At 60.3% G+C, this 17,082-nt stretch carries 19 protein-coding genes; 3 read left to right on the top strand and 16 right to left on the bottom strand.

The window, feature by feature from the left end; translation table 11 throughout:
- Nucleotides 1-77 precede the first annotated feature (77 nt).
- The 3 genes from AB4O36_RS04485 (at nt 78) to AB4O36_RS04475 (ending at nt 1,139) form a co-directional block, all read left to right on the top strand.
- Complete coding sequence (locus tag AB4O36_RS04485; RefSeq protein WP_460121970.1) at nt 78-401, top strand: hypothetical protein; 324 nt, start codon at nt 78-80, stop codon at nt 399-401.
- A 40-nt stretch (nt 402-441) separates the two neighbouring features.
- Nucleotides 442-696 carry a hypothetical protein gene (locus tag AB4O36_RS04480; RefSeq protein ID WP_460121968.1) on the top strand — a complete coding sequence of 85 codons (255 nt, stop codon included), beginning with the start codon at nt 442-444 and terminating at the stop codon, nt 694-696.
- A 65-nt stretch (nt 697-761) separates the two neighbouring features.
- Complete coding sequence (locus tag AB4O36_RS04475) at nt 762-1,139, top strand: Rho termination factor N-terminal domain-containing protein (RefSeq protein WP_460121966.1); 378 nt, start codon at nt 762-764, stop codon at nt 1,137-1,139.
- 239 nt (nt 1,140-1,378) lie between these two features.
- Here AB4O36_RS04475 and AB4O36_RS04470 read toward each other — a convergent pair whose 3' ends face one another.
- The 16 genes from AB4O36_RS04470 to AB4O36_RS04395 all read right to left on the bottom strand — a co-directional run bounded on the left by AB4O36_RS04470 (nt 1,379) and on the right by AB4O36_RS04395 (nt 17,048).
- Entirely contained in the window at nt 1,379-2,302 is a 924-nt protein-coding gene (locus tag AB4O36_RS04470; RefSeq protein ID WP_460141134.1) for a PfkB family carbohydrate kinase, read from the bottom strand.
- Nucleotides 2,295-3,761 (bottom strand): purine-cytosine permease family protein, encoded by a 1,467-nt coding sequence (locus AB4O36_RS04465; protein WP_460121963.1) that lies wholly within the window; start codon nt 3,759-3,761, stop codon nt 2,295-2,297. Before AB4O36_RS04465 ends, AB4O36_RS04470 begins: the two co-directional genes overlap by 8 nt.
- Before the next feature lie 234 nt (nt 3,762-3,995).
- On the bottom strand, nt 3,996-4,994 hold the full coding sequence (locus AB4O36_RS04460; protein WP_460121961.1) for an ADP-ribosylglycohydrolase family protein: 999 nt from the start codon (nt 4,992-4,994) through the stop codon (nt 3,996-3,998).
- Complete coding sequence (locus tag AB4O36_RS04455; RefSeq protein ID WP_460121959.1) at nt 4,991-5,704, bottom strand: GntR family transcriptional regulator; 714 nt, start codon at nt 5,702-5,704, stop codon at nt 4,991-4,993. The genes AB4O36_RS04460 and AB4O36_RS04455 overlap by 4 nt, the downstream gene beginning before the upstream one ends.
- 205 nt (nt 5,705-5,909) lie before the next feature.
- On the bottom strand, nt 5,910-6,878 hold the full coding sequence (araH, locus tag AB4O36_RS04450) for an L-arabinose ABC transporter permease AraH (RefSeq protein ID WP_460121957.1): 969 nt from the start codon (nt 6,876-6,878) through the stop codon (nt 5,910-5,912).
- 12 nt (nt 6,879-6,890) lie between these two features.
- Entirely contained in the window at nt 6,891-8,435 is a 1,545-nt protein-coding gene (gene araG / locus AB4O36_RS04445; protein WP_460121955.1) for an L-arabinose ABC transporter ATP-binding protein AraG, read from the bottom strand.
- Nucleotides 8,436-8,500: 65 nt separating this feature from the next.
- Nucleotides 8,501-9,505 carry a substrate-binding domain-containing protein gene (locus AB4O36_RS04440; protein WP_460121954.1) on the bottom strand — a complete coding sequence of 335 codons (1,005 nt, stop codon included), beginning with the start codon at nt 9,503-9,505 and terminating at the stop codon, nt 8,501-8,503.
- Nucleotides 9,506-9,627: 122 nt separating this feature from the next.
- On the bottom strand, nt 9,628-10,446 hold the full coding sequence (locus tag AB4O36_RS04435) for an SDR family oxidoreductase (protein WP_460121952.1): 819 nt from the start codon (nt 10,444-10,446) through the stop codon (nt 9,628-9,630).
- A gap of 199 nt (nt 10,447-10,645) precedes the next feature.
- Nucleotides 10,646-11,521, bottom strand: coding sequence for an SMP-30/gluconolactonase/LRE family protein (locus AB4O36_RS04430; protein WP_460141133.1), 876 nt, complete (start codon nt 11,519-11,521; stop codon nt 10,646-10,648).
- Nucleotides 11,522-11,560: 39 nt separating this feature from the next.
- Entirely contained in the window at nt 11,561-12,277 is a 717-nt protein-coding gene (locus AB4O36_RS04425) for a FadR/GntR family transcriptional regulator (RefSeq protein WP_460121948.1), read from the bottom strand.
- A gap of 207 nt (nt 12,278-12,484) precedes the next feature.
- The gene (locus AB4O36_RS04420) at nt 12,485-13,045 is read right to left on the bottom strand and encodes a DUF1285 domain-containing protein (protein ID WP_460141132.1); all 561 of its coding nucleotides are present in this window, start codon (nt 13,043-13,045) and stop codon (nt 12,485-12,487) included.
- A 16-nt stretch (nt 13,046-13,061) separates the two neighbouring features.
- Complete coding sequence (locus AB4O36_RS04415) at nt 13,062-13,670, bottom strand: DUF4823 domain-containing protein (protein ID WP_460121945.1); 609 nt, start codon at nt 13,668-13,670, stop codon at nt 13,062-13,064.
- 132 nt (nt 13,671-13,802) lie between these two features.
- Nucleotides 13,803-14,771: a GTP 3',8-cyclase MoaA gene (locus AB4O36_RS04410; RefSeq protein WP_460121943.1), complete on the bottom strand. Its 969-nt coding sequence runs from the start codon at nt 14,769-14,771 to the stop codon at nt 13,803-13,805.
- 138 nt (nt 14,772-14,909) lie between these two features.
- On the bottom strand, nt 14,910-15,548 hold the full coding sequence (locus AB4O36_RS04405; RefSeq protein ID WP_008031613.1) for a TetR/AcrR family transcriptional regulator: 639 nt from the start codon (nt 15,546-15,548) through the stop codon (nt 14,910-14,912).
- 342 nt (nt 15,549-15,890) lie between these two features.
- Nucleotides 15,891-16,676, bottom strand: a complete 786-nt coding sequence (locus AB4O36_RS04400; protein ID WP_460121940.1) for a TatD family hydrolase — start codon at nt 16,674-16,676, stop codon at nt 15,891-15,893.
- 15 nt (nt 16,677-16,691) lie between these two features.
- Entirely contained in the window at nt 16,692-17,048 is a 357-nt protein-coding gene (locus tag AB4O36_RS04395) for a PilZ domain-containing protein (RefSeq protein ID WP_460121938.1), read from the bottom strand.
- Nucleotides 17,049-17,082: the final 34 nt, after the last annotated feature.

The following is a 17,082-nucleotide window of genomic DNA, read 5'->3' as shown; positions in this document are numbered from 1 at the left end:
TCGTTCATCAGGCACCAATCCAAAGGGAGGGTGGACCAACATCAGGTAAGGACTCTTAATGAAATGGAGACGACACCATGCTCATGTCCCGACTGACCGCCCTCACCTTCGCTACCCTGTTGTCCTCTGCAGCGTTCGCTGACACTACCGCCTCAGGAACAGGCCCGACCGACCCAGTCACCAAACCTCAATCTCCAGCCATTCAAAGCGCGCCCGGTATCAACACCGATGGCGGCGGCGTCGATCAGAACCTGCCGCCGTCTACCGGCACCGACCCACGCACCAAAGGCAACGACACGGGACGCCAAGGCGTACCAGACGGCGCCACTCCGGACAATACCGGCACTCGCTCCAAAACCACCACTGGTGGTTCGGGCTCCGAAGGCGGCGCCAATCAGTAAATCGCCACGCCAGTAATCCATTGCCATGAAAGAGGTAACCATGAACGTCGATGAAAACCTTGAGAAAGAAGTCCTGACCCGTTTGCTGCACGCTCATCCGAGCGGGCTGGGTAAAGAGGTCCTGGACAATTACCGGGGAGAGAAAGTCGTGGCCAGCACCCTGGCCACACTGCAGGAGCGCGGGTTGATCCAGCAGGGTCACGTGGTGTGCAACGAGGCTGGCGAGCACTCGTTGAACCTGCCGATCAAGCTCAGTGCCGCCGGGGTCGAGGCGGCGCGCAAGCTGGATGTCTGACGCGAAAAATCCGGTCGCCGCCACGAGCGGCGGCGACTTTCGATGCATACACCAGGAGAATTGCCATGCCTCGTGGAAGCAAAGACAAGTACACCGCCGAGCAAAAACGCAAGGCTGAACACATCGAGGAAAGTTACGAGCACAAAGGAGTGTCGAAAGATGAAGCCGAGGCTCGGGCTTGGGCCACGGTCAACAAACAGTCAGGTGGCGGGGAGCGCAGCGGATCGGGTCGTAAGAAGCCGGCGCGGGCGAAGTCCGAAGATCGCAAGGAGTCCTCGAGACGCGCTGTGGCCAGCCGTGAGGGGCACCCGCGAAGCAGCAAGGCCTCCCGAGAAACCCAGACCGTAGCGAGCTTGAAGAAAGAAGCCTCGGCGAAGAAGATTCCGGGGCGCTCCACGATGCGCAAGCAGGAGTTGATCGAGGCGTTGCGCAAGGCCGGCTGAGTCTTGAGTGTTGCAATGAGGCTGATGGCCTCTTCGCGGGCAAGCCCGCTCCCACAGATTGGATACGCCCCTGTAGGAGCGAGCTTGCTCGCGATGGGGCCGGTACAGGCACCGGAATTTTGTGTTGAAGCCTATGGCCTCTTTGCGAGCAAGCTCGCTCCTACAGGGGCACGCATTCAGCAGAAGGAATAAAATCTCCCGTGGGAGCGGGCTTGCTCGCGATGGGGCCTGCTCAGGCTCTATAAGGACTGGCGAATAAACGCATCCACCTCAGCAGCCCCAGGCGCCGTCGCCGGCCCCCAGCGCGTCACCGCCAAAGCCGCCGCTGCATTCGCCCGCCGCGCCGCCGCGAGCACCGGCAGGCCTTGCGCCAACCCGGCGAGGAACACCCCGGCATGGGCATCACCGGCACCGTTGCTGTCCACCGCTTCGACTTTGAAACCCGGTACATGACTGCGGATGCCACCCTGATTGATCCAGCAGCCCCGAGGCCCGTCACGCACCACCATCATCACCTTGGGCGAAAGCAATCCAGCCAACTGACCGAGTGCTGCGTCGAGGTTCGATTCCCCGGTGATCTTCAGCGCCTCAACGCTGTTGCTGGTCCACACATCAATGCGCGGCATCAAGGCCCGCAACAACGGCGCATCCGGTGAGTCCACCAGTGGCCCCGGATCAAACACTACGCTGATTGCCGCAGGCAGCCCCAGCACCCAATCCACCAGGGCCTGGGCCTTGCCGACCTGCGACAGGCTATAGCCACTGACGTAGACAAAGTCTCCCGCCTCGACCGGCACGCCGGCCAGTTCCTCGGCGGACACCTCACCTTCTGCACCGATGTAGGAAATGAAGCTGCGCTCGGCTGACGCCTCGGTAACCGCCACGCACAAACCGGTATCGCGCTCGGCAGGCTGGACGATGCCAAGGTGAATGCCTTCAGCCGCCATCGCCGCCCGGGCCAGGTCGCCGAAACGACCATTGCCATGACGCCCGAGGTAAACCACTGGCAAGCCATTGCGCTGCGCAGCGGCCATCACATTGAAGCCGCCGCCGACCTCAAAATCGGCGGACTGGGCCAACACATCGCCACCCGGTGGTGGCAGCTTGTCTACCGCCATGACCAGGTCGATGATGACCTGGCCGGTGTGTAACAACTTAGGCATGAGCATTCTCAATCACGGCAGCACGACGATCCCTGGCCCCGCCGAGTACAGCGTAAATCCCACCGGCGACCAGGAACGTCACGATCCAGCCCAAGCCGTTATGACCGAGCCAGGAGTCGGAGAGGAAACCGCGAAACCAAACGGTCTGTTCGGTGGTGCCAATCGTGGTGAAGCTGAAACCCAGCACGATCGCCACGGCCCAGGCACCGAACGCCCGCCATTCGACGCCGCCGCGATACCAGTAGGCGCTGCTCGGGGTGACATCCAGCAAGTCGGCAGGGCTGTAGTAGTGACGGTGAATCAGGTCGACTACAAAGATCCCGACCCAGGCCGTGATCGGCACCGCCAGCAGGGAAATGAACGTGATGAACGGGCCGTAGAAGCTGTCAGCGATCAGCATGAAGTAGATGGAGCCGGCGAAGATCGCCACGATGTCGACCACAACCGCGTACACGCGCTTGACCTTCAGGCCCAGGGTCAACGTAGTCAGGCCAGCGGAGTACACCGACAGGTTGTTGGACAGCAGCAGACCGCCAAATGCGGTGATCAGGTACGGCACCGCCATCCAGGTCGGCAGCATGTCGCGAATCGCGACGATCGGGTCAGTGGCCGACGCCAGGTCATTGTTGCCCACCGACAGCAGGCCGCCGAGGGTGATCAGCAGCACCAGTGGAATGCCGGCACCAAACGCTGCCGATGCAACCAGGCGCACGGCCTTGACGCTGCGATGCTGGTAGCGCGACATGTCGGCACCGGCATTGGCCCAACCGATACCGGTGCCCGCCGCCATGGTGCCGATGCCGATGATCATTGCGCTCATCGGCGCCGGCGTGGCGTTGAACACGGCACTCCAGTCGATGGTGGCGCAGAGGAAGCCGCCCACCAGAATGTTCAGCGCCCCAAACACATAGGTCGCCCATTTTTGGATCACCAGCAGCGTCGCGTGGCCTAGCCCCGACACCGACAACGTCAGGAGCACGAAAATCGCGATGAAGACCAGCGTCAGCAAAGGTGCGCTTTTCGCTTCCACCGGCGAGCCGAACAGGATCGAACACAACGACAGCAGTACGAAGGCCGCAGTGGTGGTGTTGACGGTTTCCCAACCCAGACGCGACATCAGCGAAACCAGCGTCGGGCCGATGTTGCCGCGCACGCCGAAGATCGCCCGCGACAGCGTCAGGCTCGGTGCTCGGCCACGACGACCGGCAATGGAAATGATCCCCACCACCGCGAAGGAACCGGCGGCCCCGAGAATCGCGACGATGATCGCCTGCCAGATCGCCAACCCCCGAAACGCTACCAACGTGGCCCCCAGCGGCAGGCCGAGGATGGAAATGTTGGCGGCGAACCAGACCCAGAACAGTTGCAGCGGATGCCCGTTGCACTCCGCTTCCGGTACCGGTTCGATCCCCCGGGTCTCCAGTTGCCCGGCGCTTTGCCCGACGTTTGATGAACTCATGTAAAAGGCTCCTGTTGCCATTTTTGTGCTTGTGGGCAATTGCAGAAATCGACAAAACATCCCGGCGGTCCTGGCCGTGTTGTGCGATCCATTGCGGTGAATAATTCGATAAAGCGGTGCACCCCTGTAGGAGCGAGGTTGCTCGCGATGGTAGCCCAGACACCGCGGGGATTCAGACATCCCGCGTTATCGTTGACGACCATTGCGGGCAAGCCCGCTCCTACAGGGTGTGCGTCAGCGCAGTGCGAGAAGCCCTTGCACCAAAGGCTCCAGCTTCAACCCGTTGACAGTCTTGACCTGCTCGATCATCGAGGCTGGCCAGCTTTCAAGGCCCAGGCAGGCCCCCAGCATAGCCCCGAGAATCGCCGCGATGGTGTCGGTGTCGCCACCCAGGCCGGCGGCCATGCACAGCGCGTCGAAGGCATTCATCTCACCGATGGCCACTTGCTGCGCCAACGCGAACGAAACCACCACCGACTCCTGCGACGCCACGGACGTGCCGATCACGTCGTAAAGCAGATCCGCAAGCAACGCCTTGTCACGATCAACGCTGATGGTACGCGCCCAACTGATCCGCGAGGCAATGCGCCCGCCCGCGACCCAGTGTCCATGCTCTTCGGCCTGCTGTGCGATCTGCTGGCCGAGGTTCAACGCCTCGCCCAGATCCATGCCGTTGATACCGGCCGAGACCACCGCCGCCACCGCCGCCGCACTGGAGATGCCCAGCGTGGTGTTATGGGTGACCTGGCAGGCCTGCACCACGGCAGCGATGAATGCCTGTGGCTTGGCGACATCGGCGGCAATGCCCACCGGTGTAATGCGCATCGCCGCGCCGTTGGTGGTGCCGTAGCGCCCGGCTTCTTCAGGCGAATGGCCGGCAAGGATCATCTCGATGGCGCGCTTGGTCGACGGGCCGAGCAAATCCTGCGAGCCCTTGGCCTGCATCGCCGCTTCCCATTCGATCAGTCGCTGCGCCAGCAACGCAGGTTCGATGGTGCCCCGGCCATCAACCAGCAACTGGCCGACCAGGATCGCCTGCTCGGTGTCATCGGTGATGGAGCCCTTGGGCATGTTGGCGGCAATCGGCTGATGGGGGCCTGCATCTTCCAGGCGTGTGATCTCGCCGAAACGGGACTGGATTTCGGCACGGCTCAGCGATTGGGTCGGCATGCCCAGCGCATCACCCAGGGCCAGTCCGTAGAATGCGCCCAGGGCACGATTGAGCGCCGTCATTGTGTATTTCCAAATTGCAGGTGCAGGCGAAAATGTACGGGATCGAGCAGGCTTTCGACCTGTTCCATGAAACGGTTTTGCCGGTCGTAGGTCGTCCGCAACGCTTTGAGGAATACGGTGCCGGTGGGGCGTCCGAGTAGCTGGGCGTCTTCGGCACTCAAGGGTTCGGCGCCAATCCACTGGTCGCCGCGTTCGCCGATGTAGCCGTAGGCGGCCAGGGTAATGGTCAGGGAGTTGTCGATCAGGCCGACTCGCGGCAGGCTTTCCAGGCCCCCGGTGGCAGGCATCAATGAGCGTTCAAGGGAGACCAGCGTGCCGTCGTTGGCGCGACGGCGGCGGTCGAGTGTGATGAACTGGTCGGTGCCAAAGCGCGACAGCAGGTCCGGTCGCGTGACCGCCTCCAGCCGCAGTACTTCGGTATTGACCAGCGCCCCGCTGTCGGCCAGTGCCTGCGCCCAGCCGCTGCGCTGATCAAGCACCACGCCGTCGAAAGTGACGATGGAACCTACTCCGCTTTGGGTCGCAATGTATTTGCGCCGTTTCAGTTCGGCCAGCGCTTCACGCAGCGTGCCGCGGCTGACCTTGAATTCTTGAGCCAACTGATGCTCACCCGGCAATAGAAAACCGTCCTCCAACAGACCGCTTTCAATGCGCCGGATGAGTTCGTCGACCACCCGTTGTTTCTTGTCGAATCGTACCTGTCTAATCATGTACAAATTGATACCCGAAACATGCTGTTACGGGCAAGGAATATTTAAGGGAGGTGACAGGTGGAGGGCTGACCGCTGCGCGGTCAATCGCGACGGTTCGACGCCTCGACAAGCTCGCTCCTACAGTGATCGCATTTCAACTGTAGGAGCGAGCTTGTCGAGGCGTCGAACCGTCGCGATTGGCAATATCAGATCAACACGATTCTCAACGCTGCTTCAACCGGTCAATCACCACCGCCAACAGCAGGATCGAACCGCGAATCACATACTGGTAGAAGGTGTCGATGTTCTTGAGGTTCATGGCATTCTCGATGATCGCCAGAATCAACACCCCGGCAATCACATGCCGGATCATGCCAATACCGCCACTGAGCGATACGCCACCCAGAACGCAAGCCGAAATTACCGTCAGTTCAAAACCCTGGCCAATCATTGGCTGGCCCGAAGTCATGCGCGACGCCAGGATCACCCCGGCCAATGCGCCGATCACGCCGTGCACGGCGAAGATGATGATCTTGGTCCGGTCAACGTTGACGCCGGCCAGCAACGCCGCTTCCTGGTTGCCACCGATGGCCATGGTGTTGCGTCCGTACGTGGTGTAGTTCAGCAGCCAGCCGAAAAACAGGAAGCAAACGATGGTGATCAGGATCGGCACCGGTACGCCGAACAACTGGCCGTTGCCGTAGACGAAGAACGATTCCTGGGACACGCCCACCGCTTTGCCGTTGGCGAAGATGTAGGCCAGGCCACGCACGATTTGCATGGTCGCCAGCGTAGTGATCAAGGCATTGACCCGCAGCTTGGCAATCACGATGCCATTGATCAGCCCGACGATCAGCCCCATGCACAGCGCCGCCGCCACGCCGAGGAATACGCTGTCGGTGTCACGCATCACCACCGCCGCGACCACACCGGCACAGGCAATCACCGAACCTACCGACAAGTCAAAATGCCCCGATGCCAGGCAATACAGCATCGTGCACGCGGCAATGCCGGTGGTGGAGATCGCCAGGCCCAGGCCGCGCATGTTGAGCGGCGAGAGGAAGTTGTCGATCAGCAGTGTGCAAAGCACGAAGATACCGACCGCTGCCGCCAGCATCGCCCAGTCATCGAGAAAGCGCCGCAGGTCCAGCGGTTTGCGCGTCGTCGGCAGGGTTTCGTTTTGGGTTGTCATCATAGTCACCTCTCAGTTCGCCACGCCGTCAGCGCGTTGGCGCGGCAAAGCCAGTTGCAGCAGGTTGGATTCATTGGCCTGTTCGCGGCTTAGCTCGCCACGCATTGCCCCTTCGCACATCACCAGGATCCGGTCGGAAATGCCCATGACTTCCATCAGGTCGCTGGACACCACGATGACCGCGATCCCACTGTCGGCCAGGTTATGAATGATCTGGTAGATCTCGGCCTTGGCGCCGATGTCGATGCCACGAGTGGGCTCGTCGAGCAGCAGCACCTTCATCGGCATCGACAGCCATCGACCGAGGATCGCCTTCTGCTGGTTGCCGCCGGAGAGAAACTTGATCTGTTGTCCGGCATGGGGCGTTTTCACCCTGAGCGCCTTGATCTGCTTGTCAGCATTGTCCTTTTCCCAGAGCCCGCGAATCAGGCAGCGGAAACCGGAATGGGCCGGGCGTGCGCTGATGTTGATGTTTTCGGCGACACTGCCCAACGGAATGATGCCCTCCTTCTTGCGGTCCTCCGGACACAGCAGAATGCCGGCGGCGATCGCGTCCCGGGGTGAGCGTAGTTGCAATTCATGACCGCGCAATTCCAGGCGTCCGGCGCTGCTGCGCTCCAGGCCACTGAGCAGGCGGAACAGCTCCGTGCGCCCGGCACCCACCAGCCCGAACAGGCCGAGGATCTCGCCTTTGTGTGCGTCGAAACTCATCGGCTCGCGCAAGCCCGGCCCGAGGAGGCCATCGGCTCGCAACGCCACCGCCCCCCGCTTGCGCGGACGGTAATCGTAGATGTCCTGGATGTCGCGGCCGACCATGCAAGTGACCAGTTGATCGTGGGTCAGCTCGCTCATGTCCTCGAAGGTACGCACGTAGCGGCCGTCCTTGAAGACCGTCACCGCGTTGCAGATGCGGAACACTTCTTCCATGCGATGGGACACGTAGAGCACCACTTTGCCTTCATCGCGCAGGCGACCAATGATTGCCATCAAGCGATCGATCTCCCGCGCCGACAGGCTGCTGGTCGGTTCGTCAAAGGCGATCACGTGCGCGCCTCGGGACAGGGCCTTGGCGATTTCCACCAGTTGCCGCTGACCAAGAGACAGGCGCCCGACTTTCTCCTGCGGGTCGATTTCGTCCGCCAGGCCCTTGAGGCAGGCCAACGCCTGCTGGCGCAACGCGCCGCGATTGATCAGGCCGAAACTGGCGGGCAGATGCCCGAGAAACAGGTTTTCGGCGACGGTCATTTCCGGCACCAAGTGCAGCTCCTGGTGAATCACCGCCACCCCGCTGGCGATGCTGTCGGCCGTGGACTTGAAGGCCATCGTCCGTTCACCGATCTGTAAATCGCCGCTGCTGGGCGTGTAGGCACCGCCGAGGATTTTCAGCAGGGTCGACTTGCCGGCGCCGTTCTCGCCCATCAAGGCATGGACCTGGCCTGGATGTGCGACGAAGCTGATGCCGTCCAGCGCCTTGACGCCGGGAAAGGTCTTGCCGATCCCGTTGAAACGTAAACTGCCGCCGGCGCTGTCTTGTTGTGTTTGTACTTGCGCGTGCATAAACCACCTCATCCCACGGATCAGGCAGCCCCGTTGCCAGGGCCGCCGGGGAAATCAATCGAGCCTCAGTTCCACAGGCCGATTTTTTCCAGTTCCTGCTTGAAGTTGTCCCGAGTGATCAGCGTCACGTCGTCCATGGCGGTGTACTTCGGCGGCTCCTTGCCGGTGGTGACCCACTCGAACATCATGCTGGCGGTGTTATAGCCTTCGATGTGCGGGCTGGGCAGCATCGAACCGAAGAAACCGCTGTTGGGCTTTTTCAGTTCACCGATGGCATCGGTGCCGTTGATGCCGATGCCGATCACGTTGGCCGCCGCAAACCCGGCGCTTTCGGTGGCGCGCACGCCGCCCAGCACGGTGTTGTCGTTCATGCCGCCAATGATCAGGTTTTTTGCCGCGCCCGGCAGTTTCACCAATGCAGAGTTGGTGGCGTCCATGCTGCCCGGCACGTCGAGGGTCTTGAGCGCCGAGAACAGGATGTGATCCTTCGGCATCCCGGCGTCTTCCAATGCCTTGACCGAACCGTCGGTGCGCTTCTTGCCTGTGTCCAGTTCGTTGTAGGTGTTGATCACCGCGTAGGTGTCTTTCCAGTCCCAGCCACGTTTTTTCGCTTCGGTGGCCATCGCCGCGCCCTGCTTCTGCCCGACCTCGTAAGCCGCCATCCCGAGGTACGGCACGTCTTCCATGAATTTGCCGCTGGCATCGACGAAGCGGTCATCCACGGCAATCACTTTCAAACCGTTGAGCTTGGCCTTGGCCATGATTGCCGGGCCCAGGGAGACGTCCGGCGGACAGATCACGAAACCCTTGGCGCCGTTGGCGGCAAGGCTGTCGATGGCAGAGAGGGTTTTCTCGCCGTCCGGCACGGCAATCTTGATCACGGTGAAGCCCTTGTCCTTGCCGGCTTTTTCCGCGAAGGCCCATTCGGTCTGGAACCAGGGCTCTTCCGCCTGCTTCACCAGAAAACCGATTTTGATTTCCTCGGCAGCCAGCAGCGTACTGCTCAGGCTGACGGCGGTAACCGCCAAGGCAACACGGCACAGGGAACGGATCCCACGACGACGATTCATAAGCTGACTCCTTGTTATTTTTTTTGAGCGTTAGTTGAAAGCCAATCAAAGGTTACTGCAAATAGTCATATTATATGATGATTGAATTACAGCCGCACTTTAGCGCCTGGAACCCCGGTTACTCAGTCGTGGTACAGCACCGAGCGACCACCATCGATGGTGATGCATGAAGCATTGATGAAGGGCGCTTCATCACTGGCCAGGAACACCGCGGTCATCGCCACTTCCATGGGCTGGCCGATGCGCCGTGGTGGATGCAGGTCGAACGCCCGTTGACGCTCGGCGTGCGGGTCGGCAAAACCGTTCCAGTAATCGATGTTCAGTTGGGTTTCGATGTAGCCTGGGGCGATGGCGTTGACCCGAATGCCCTTGGGCGCGTACTCGATGCCCAGCGCACGGGTCAGGCCGAGCAACCCGTGCTTGGCCACCGGATAGGGAAAACAGCCTGGAATGATGTGGCTGGAATGGGTCGAAGCGATGTTGATGATGCTGCCGACACCCTGTTCGATCATCTGTGGCAGTACGGCCTTGCAACCGAACCAGGCTCCGTCCAGGTCGATGGCGAAACAACGGCGCCAGTCTTCCTCGGTCATTTGCAGGGGATCGCGAAATACATTGACGCCTGCGCAGTTGACCAGCACGTCGATGCGGCCGTAACGCTCGACCGCCAGCCGTGCCATAGCATGCAAGTCCTGTGGGCTGGATACGTCGGCCCTGATCGCCTGGACGTCGAAGCCCTTGTCGCGCCAGAGAGCAGCGACTGCCTCGACCTTCTCGCCCTGGATATCACTGATGATCAATCGGGCCTGCTGGCAGGCGAAGGCCGCAACGATTGCCTCGCCGATGCCCTGGGCTGCGCCGGTCAGCAGTACGACCTTGTCTTTCAGGCGCTCACCCTGCGGCGGCTCGGGCACCGCTGGCAGCGAAAGGAGCTCAGCCATGCAGCGCGACTCCCTTTTCCAGGCACGACAAAAACCGGGCATCCATCGATGTCCGGTTGAAAATCCTGTAGGTAAATCGTTTCATCACTTCACCTGTTTTATTCTTTTTAAGTGTGAGTGCGTGCAACTGATGGATCTGACTATAAACCCGGCGGGCAAATAATCTCAATATATAATTTTACATCCCATATTTTGGGATTTAACCGGAAAATCTCGTACAGAGCTTTCCGGGCACATCGACCTCAATGGCCAGCACCGCGCCGTCCAATGGATGATTCTTCGGGCTCGCGGCACTGGTGACGTAGAGCGTTTTCAGGTCCGCGCCGCCAAATACACAGCTGGTAGGGCGACTGACGGGTAGCTCGATCACCTGATCGACCTGCCCCTGCGGGGTCAGCCTGAGCAGACAACTGCCGTCCCACCGTGCGTTCCAGATGAAACCTTCAGCATCCATCGCCGACCCGTCCGGCCCGCCGCGCTCATGGGGGCCGAACCACACTTGCGCCGGCTCCAGACCGCCATCGGTGCGGATGAAATACTGGTAGAGCACGCCGTCCAGGCTGTCGGCGAAATACAGCGTGGTGGCGTCATCGCTCCACAACAGGGTGTTGGGAATACCCAGCCCACGCAGCAACGGCGTGACCCGCGCATCCCGGTCGACGCGAAACAGACCGCCGCTGCGTCTCTCCAACGGCAGGTCTTCACCGCTTTCACCAATGTTGTTCTGCATGGTGCCGAGCCAGAGCCGGCCCTGCGCATCGCAACGGGCTTCGTTACCCCGATTGCCAGGTTGGGGGTCGGCAACGCAGAACAGCGTCAGCCTGGGTTCAAGACCGGGCGAATCGAGGTCCAGCCGATAGACGCCACTGCTCAACGTCACCAGTGCGTCGCCACTTTCACAGGGAATGAAGGCGGACACGTGCTCGGGCATCTGCCAGATCTGCACGTTGGCTCCGATCAGGCGCAGTGCCTGACGCCCGGCGATATCGACCCAATACAGCGTCTGGGTCGGTGCGTCCCAGAACGGCCCTTCACCCAATTGCGCACGGTGTTCGGTGACTGCGGTGAAACTCATGAAACCTCCGGCATTGTTGTTTTTATTGGGAGAGCCAGGTCAGCCTGCTTTCTTGTCGGCCATGACCTGTGGGTAAAAACGTTTGATCGCCAGGTCCGCATTATCGATCAGCGTCATGCAAGCCCACACGCCCCGCGCCGAATCCCGAGCGGCGATGGCGTCGGCCATCTCCTTGTGGATGGGCAGCGTGCGGCGCAGTTCGTCAGGGTCGGCGGCGGACACTTCGAACGACACCGCCAGCAACGCGCCGAGCGCCGGGACCATCTGCTCGATGAATTGGTTGTGGCTGGCGGCGAGGATGCACTCGTGGAAGCAGCGATCAGCCCGGTTGTAATCCGCATCGCTGCTGACCGCGCGCTCCAGGGCGTTGTAAGCCAGCAGAATCGCCTCCACCTGCTCGACCGTCGCTCGCTCGCATGCCCAGCGCACCGCCATGGGTTCGATGGTGCGACGCAAGTCCAACAGGTCGTCGACGAAGTTCTCCGGCAGACCGCTGCGCGACAGCCAGCCGACAACTTGCGGATCGAAGAGGTTCCAGCGTCGCACCGGTAGCACCCGTGTGCCGACCTTCGGCCCGACTTCGAGCATGCCCTTGGCAACCAGGGTTTTGATGGCTTCGCGAATGACCGTACGACTGACGCCGAGTTGCTCACCCAGATCGGCCTCAACCTTGAGGGCTTCGCCTGGCTTCACATGGCTCGCGGCAATCCAGCAACCCAGCCAATCGACTGTTGATGCATGAAAGCTGCTGGACATGGACACCTCGGACCTGATTACTGTGGAGGCCTACGCTAATCATCATATGATTGGGTGTCAATTTGAATTTCAGGAGAACCACTTTTTTACATGTGGGAGCGGGCTTGCCCGCGATTGCGGTGTGTCAGATGAGCATTGATTGACTGACACACCGCCATCGCGAGCAAGCCCGCTCCCACTGGGATCTCTCACTCGTGAGATTTCAGGTCAGGGCTCGAGACCAATGGGGAAGAATTGGCCACCACTCCGAACCCCCAACCACTGCTGCCCATCGATCTCGCGACTCACCGCCAGCTCCACCATCTGGTAGAACACATTGCGATGAATCAGGGCTTCGAGATTGGTGCGCACATGCACGTAAGGGGCGGGTTCGTCGGTCCGAGTATCGATCACCACGCGAATCGGATGGTCGGGCCCGGCTTCGGTGGTTTCCTCGACGTTGGTGGTAAAGCGCAGGATTTGCGACTCACCCTCGCCTTGCACATCCAGGGTCACCGCCACGAACGGCGCATCGTCAACCTTGATGCCGACTTTCTCGACCGGGGTGACCAGGAAATAATCATCGCCATCGCGGCGGATGATGGTGGAGAACAGCTTGACCATCGGCTTGCGCCCGATCGGCGTGCCCAGGTAATACCAAGTGCCGTCGCGAGCGATGCGCATGTCGATGTCGCCGCAGAACGCAGGGTTCCACAAGTGGACCGGTGGCAAGCCTTGGGTCTTGGGGATCTGCCCCAACAGGTCGTTGGCTTTTTGCGGGCCACTCATGGCGTTCTCCTGACGATTACTGGTCACTGAGCCCCAGCAGGCTGCGCGCATATTGTTCCAGCGGCGGGCCCATCAGGTCTTCCGGCTTTTTGTCGTGGAACGTCAGTAAACCGCCACGACTCTTGATGCGTGCAGTATCAATCAAATACTGGGTGCTGGTCTCGATCAACATGACCTGAATGACACCCGTGTCGACGCCGAGGCGGTCCACGGCTTCCTGGTCCAGCCATTCGTCAGAGTTACCGATACGGTCATCGGACTTGGCGAAACGGGTATAGAGCAGATAATGGGCACCCACTGCACGGGCTTCACCCATGGCCTGGTCCAGGCCTTCCGGCGCCCGAGCACGGCGCACCATCGGGAAGTATTCGATAAAGCCGTCAAAGGCGACTTCGGCGATCACATTGGGTCGCGGATACACGGCACTGTTCGGCGGCGCAAAGGCACCCTGGGCGATGTACACAAACGAATCCGGTTGAATGCGCAGGTTGTTCACGCGACGGCTATCGCTGTGGTCGAGCAGACCCGCGTCGCTCATGTGGTAGCGAGTCCCTTCAGCCATGTCGCTGACATTCATGCAGCCACCAAGCGCCAAAACGGCCAGCAGCAAAACCAGGCTACGCATCCTACCCTCCAGGAGCCGGTGACGGAAAACCGGCGAATGGCCATGGGATGCAGCTTCCGCGCCAGCTTGATACCTCGGCGGTGTCTGAGCCACCATCGCGAGCAAGCTCGCTCCTACAGGATCAGGACAGGATCAGCCGCCGATGATCTTCATGACAGTCGCCCCGCCGGAAAACGCCACATCCTGCTTGTCGCCCAAGGCTTTCATCAGCAAGCGCTGCAAGGCCGGCAAGGCTTGATGACGCGGCTTGTCCAGCAGATCGCCAACGTAGTGGCGGTTGCTCGACGACAGGCAGCCATGCAGCCAGCCGGTCGAGGACAGGCGCAAGCGCGAGCACGTTCGGCAGAAGGGCACGCTTTCGTTGGCAATCACGCCGAAATACCCTTGGCCCGGAATCTCGTAGCGCACCGCTGTGGCATCGACCGGTGCATCGGCCTGAAGGTATTCATGGTGATGGCCGATCAGGCTCAACAGTTGTTGCAGGCTGACGAATTGCTGTACGAACGCATTGGAGTCACTGGCAAGGTGGCCCATGCGCATCAGCTCGATAAAGCGCAACTCATAGCCGCGCTCCAGACAGTATTCGAGCAGGGGCATCACCTGGTCCAGGTTCTGTCCGCGCAACGGCACCATGTTGACCTTGATCTTCATACCGGCGGCACTGGCCTGCGCCATGCCATCGAGCACCGTCGCCAGATCGCCGCCGCGAGCAATACTGCGGAATGCACCGGCATCCAGGGTATCGAGCGAGACGTTGAGACGGCGGATACCGGCGTCGACCAGCAATGGCAGTTTTTTTGCCAGCAACTGGCCGTTGGTGGTCAGGCTGATGTCTTCAAGCCCCATCTGGCCGACGGCGGCCATGAAGGCTTCGAGCTTGGGACTGACCAGTGGCTCGCCACCGGTTATCCGTAAACGCTCGATGCCGGCGGCTTCGATCAGGTACGCCACGCCTCGGGCCATGGCCTCGGCCGACAGTTCATCCTGCGCAGCGACCAGCCGCTTGCCGTTCGGCACGCAGTAGGTACAGGCGTAATTGCAGGCTGAAGTCAGGCTGATTCGCAGATTGCGGAAACGCCTGCCTTGACGGTCAACGATCATGATCACTCCGGCACAGGGAAATCGGACTCACTGAAACTTGACTCACAAATCAAGTTTTAGCAAGCCCCATGCCTGAGTATATTACTGTGGTACTGCGCCATATAGCGAAATCATGGCGCGATGACGCAGCGGGATAACTCAGCTGCTCGGGGTGTCGGTATCACGCTTGCGCTTGTTGCCCATGCGTACACCGATGTCCATCAGGAACTGGAAGAAACCTTCCTGATCTTCCAGCACATTGCTCCAGAACGGCGAGTGATACAGCGCCACCGCGCCGTGCACCAGCGCCCAGGATGCGCAGTAATGGAAGTATGGAGGCACGTCTTCAAGTTTGCCTTCGCTGATCCGGCCCTTGATGAGCAGCGTCAGGCGTTCGAAGTTCGAGGCGCGGATCTTGTGCAGCTCCTCGATCATCTCCGGGACCTGGTTGCCCTTGACCACCTTTTCCTCAAGGCGATCGAACAAGCGGTAGCGTTGCGGATCGCGCATGCGGAATTCGAAGTAGGCCCGGGACAGGGCTTCCTTGTCCTTGTCGACGTCGGCCGAATGCAACAGCTCGTTCAGGTCGCGCTCGTAGTCGAGCATCAGGCGCAGGTAAATCTCCGCCTTGGACTTGAAGTGCTTGTAGATTGTGCCTTTGCCGATACCGACGGCATCAGCAATCATCTCGACGGTGACACTGTCTTCACCTTGGTCGAGGAACAGCTTGAGCGCGGTATCGAGAATTTCCTGCTCGCGGCGACGAAATTCACGGACCTTACGAGGTTCTTTATGCATAAGAAAAGGTCTGTCGGGGTCAAAATTCGAAGCCGCGTATTATGCCTAACTTGCGCAAAAATGCACGGATCATCCGCGCATTCCTCTGTTTGTCGATGATTTCTCGCAAGGTTCTGTTTTGATGAGAACGCTTCCGAAGCGGCTGTATTCCAAAATTGTTTAAAAACCGCGACCGGTGAACTGGACTCGGCGCAATCCTGATCAATACTTCAACTGTCGGCGGGGCATCTCCCCCAAGTGTCTCGCCGATATTGGTACCAACGGACCGCGTACCATTGTTTTACTCCTAATGGTCTTAACCCGGATTCACCCCCCAGAACCCGGGTTTTTTTTGCCTGCGATTCAGCCTTTTACATGAGCCAGCGGGAACAGACGCTTGAAGTTCGCCGTGGTCTGTTCGGCAAATCGTGCGTAGGATTCGCCGCGCAACATCGCCAGGAACTCTGCCACTTCCCGCACATATTGCGGCAGGTTCGGCTTGCCGCGATACGGGATCGGGGCCAGGTATGGCGAGTCGGTTTCCACCAGCAATCGGTCGGCAGGCACCTTACTCGCTACATCCCGCAGCGCATCGGCATTGCGAAAAGTGACAATACCGGACAGAGAAATGTAATAACCCATGTCCAGCGCTTCCTTGGCCATCTCCCAATCTTCAGTGAAGCAGTGCAGGACACCGGCCTGGGGCAACGCGGCTTCGCGCAGCAGGCTCAAGGTATCGGCCCGGGCACCCCGGGTATGGATGATCACCGGCTTGCCGGTCTGCTGCGCGGCTTGCAGGTGCAGTCGAAACGACTCCTGCTGTAACTGCGCCGCTTCGGGCTCGTAGTGATAATCCAGCCCGGTCTCTCCGATCGCCACCACCCGTGGATGGTTGAGCTCGCGCAGCAGCCAGTCCAGCGCTGGTGCGGCACCGGGTTGCACGTCCAACGGGTGCACGCCCACCGAACAGTCGACATCCTCGTAGCGCTCGGCCAGGGCTTTGACGTCGGCCGCATTATCGGCACTCACGCCAATGCACAGAAAATGTCCTACGCCGCGCTGCCGCGCGGCATCGAGTGCGGCATCGAGAGAGCCATCGTGTGCGGCGAGGTCAAGGCGATCGAGGTGGCAATGGGAATCTACAAGCATAAAAAAGTTGGCAACTTACATCGTATGGGTGGGACGGTCGGACTTTAGGGCTCCGACCAGATGGGTTTCGATTCGACTGCGCGCGGCGTTATCGCCATCGTTGAATTGAACACCAACGCCAGCGGCACGATTGCCTTGGGCACCTTTGGGTGTGATCCAGGCAACTTTGCCAGCCACCGGAATTTTCTCCGGCTCGTCCATCAGGTTCAGCAGCATGAATACCTCGTCACCCAACTTGTAGCTCTTGTTGGTCGGGATAAACAGCCCGCCATTCCTGAGGAACGGCATGTAGGCCGCGTAAAGCACGGACTTGTCCTTGATGGTCAAGGACAAAATGCCGTTGCGCGGCCCCGGGTTCTCGGCTTCATTCATGCTGACCTCCACTGCTGATAGTCAGAGTCTAGGC

The organism is Pseudomonas sp. S2_E01, assembly GCF_054668365.1.
Note: the sequence above shows the minus strand (reverse complement) of the source record. Positions and strands in the feature narration are given on the sequence as shown.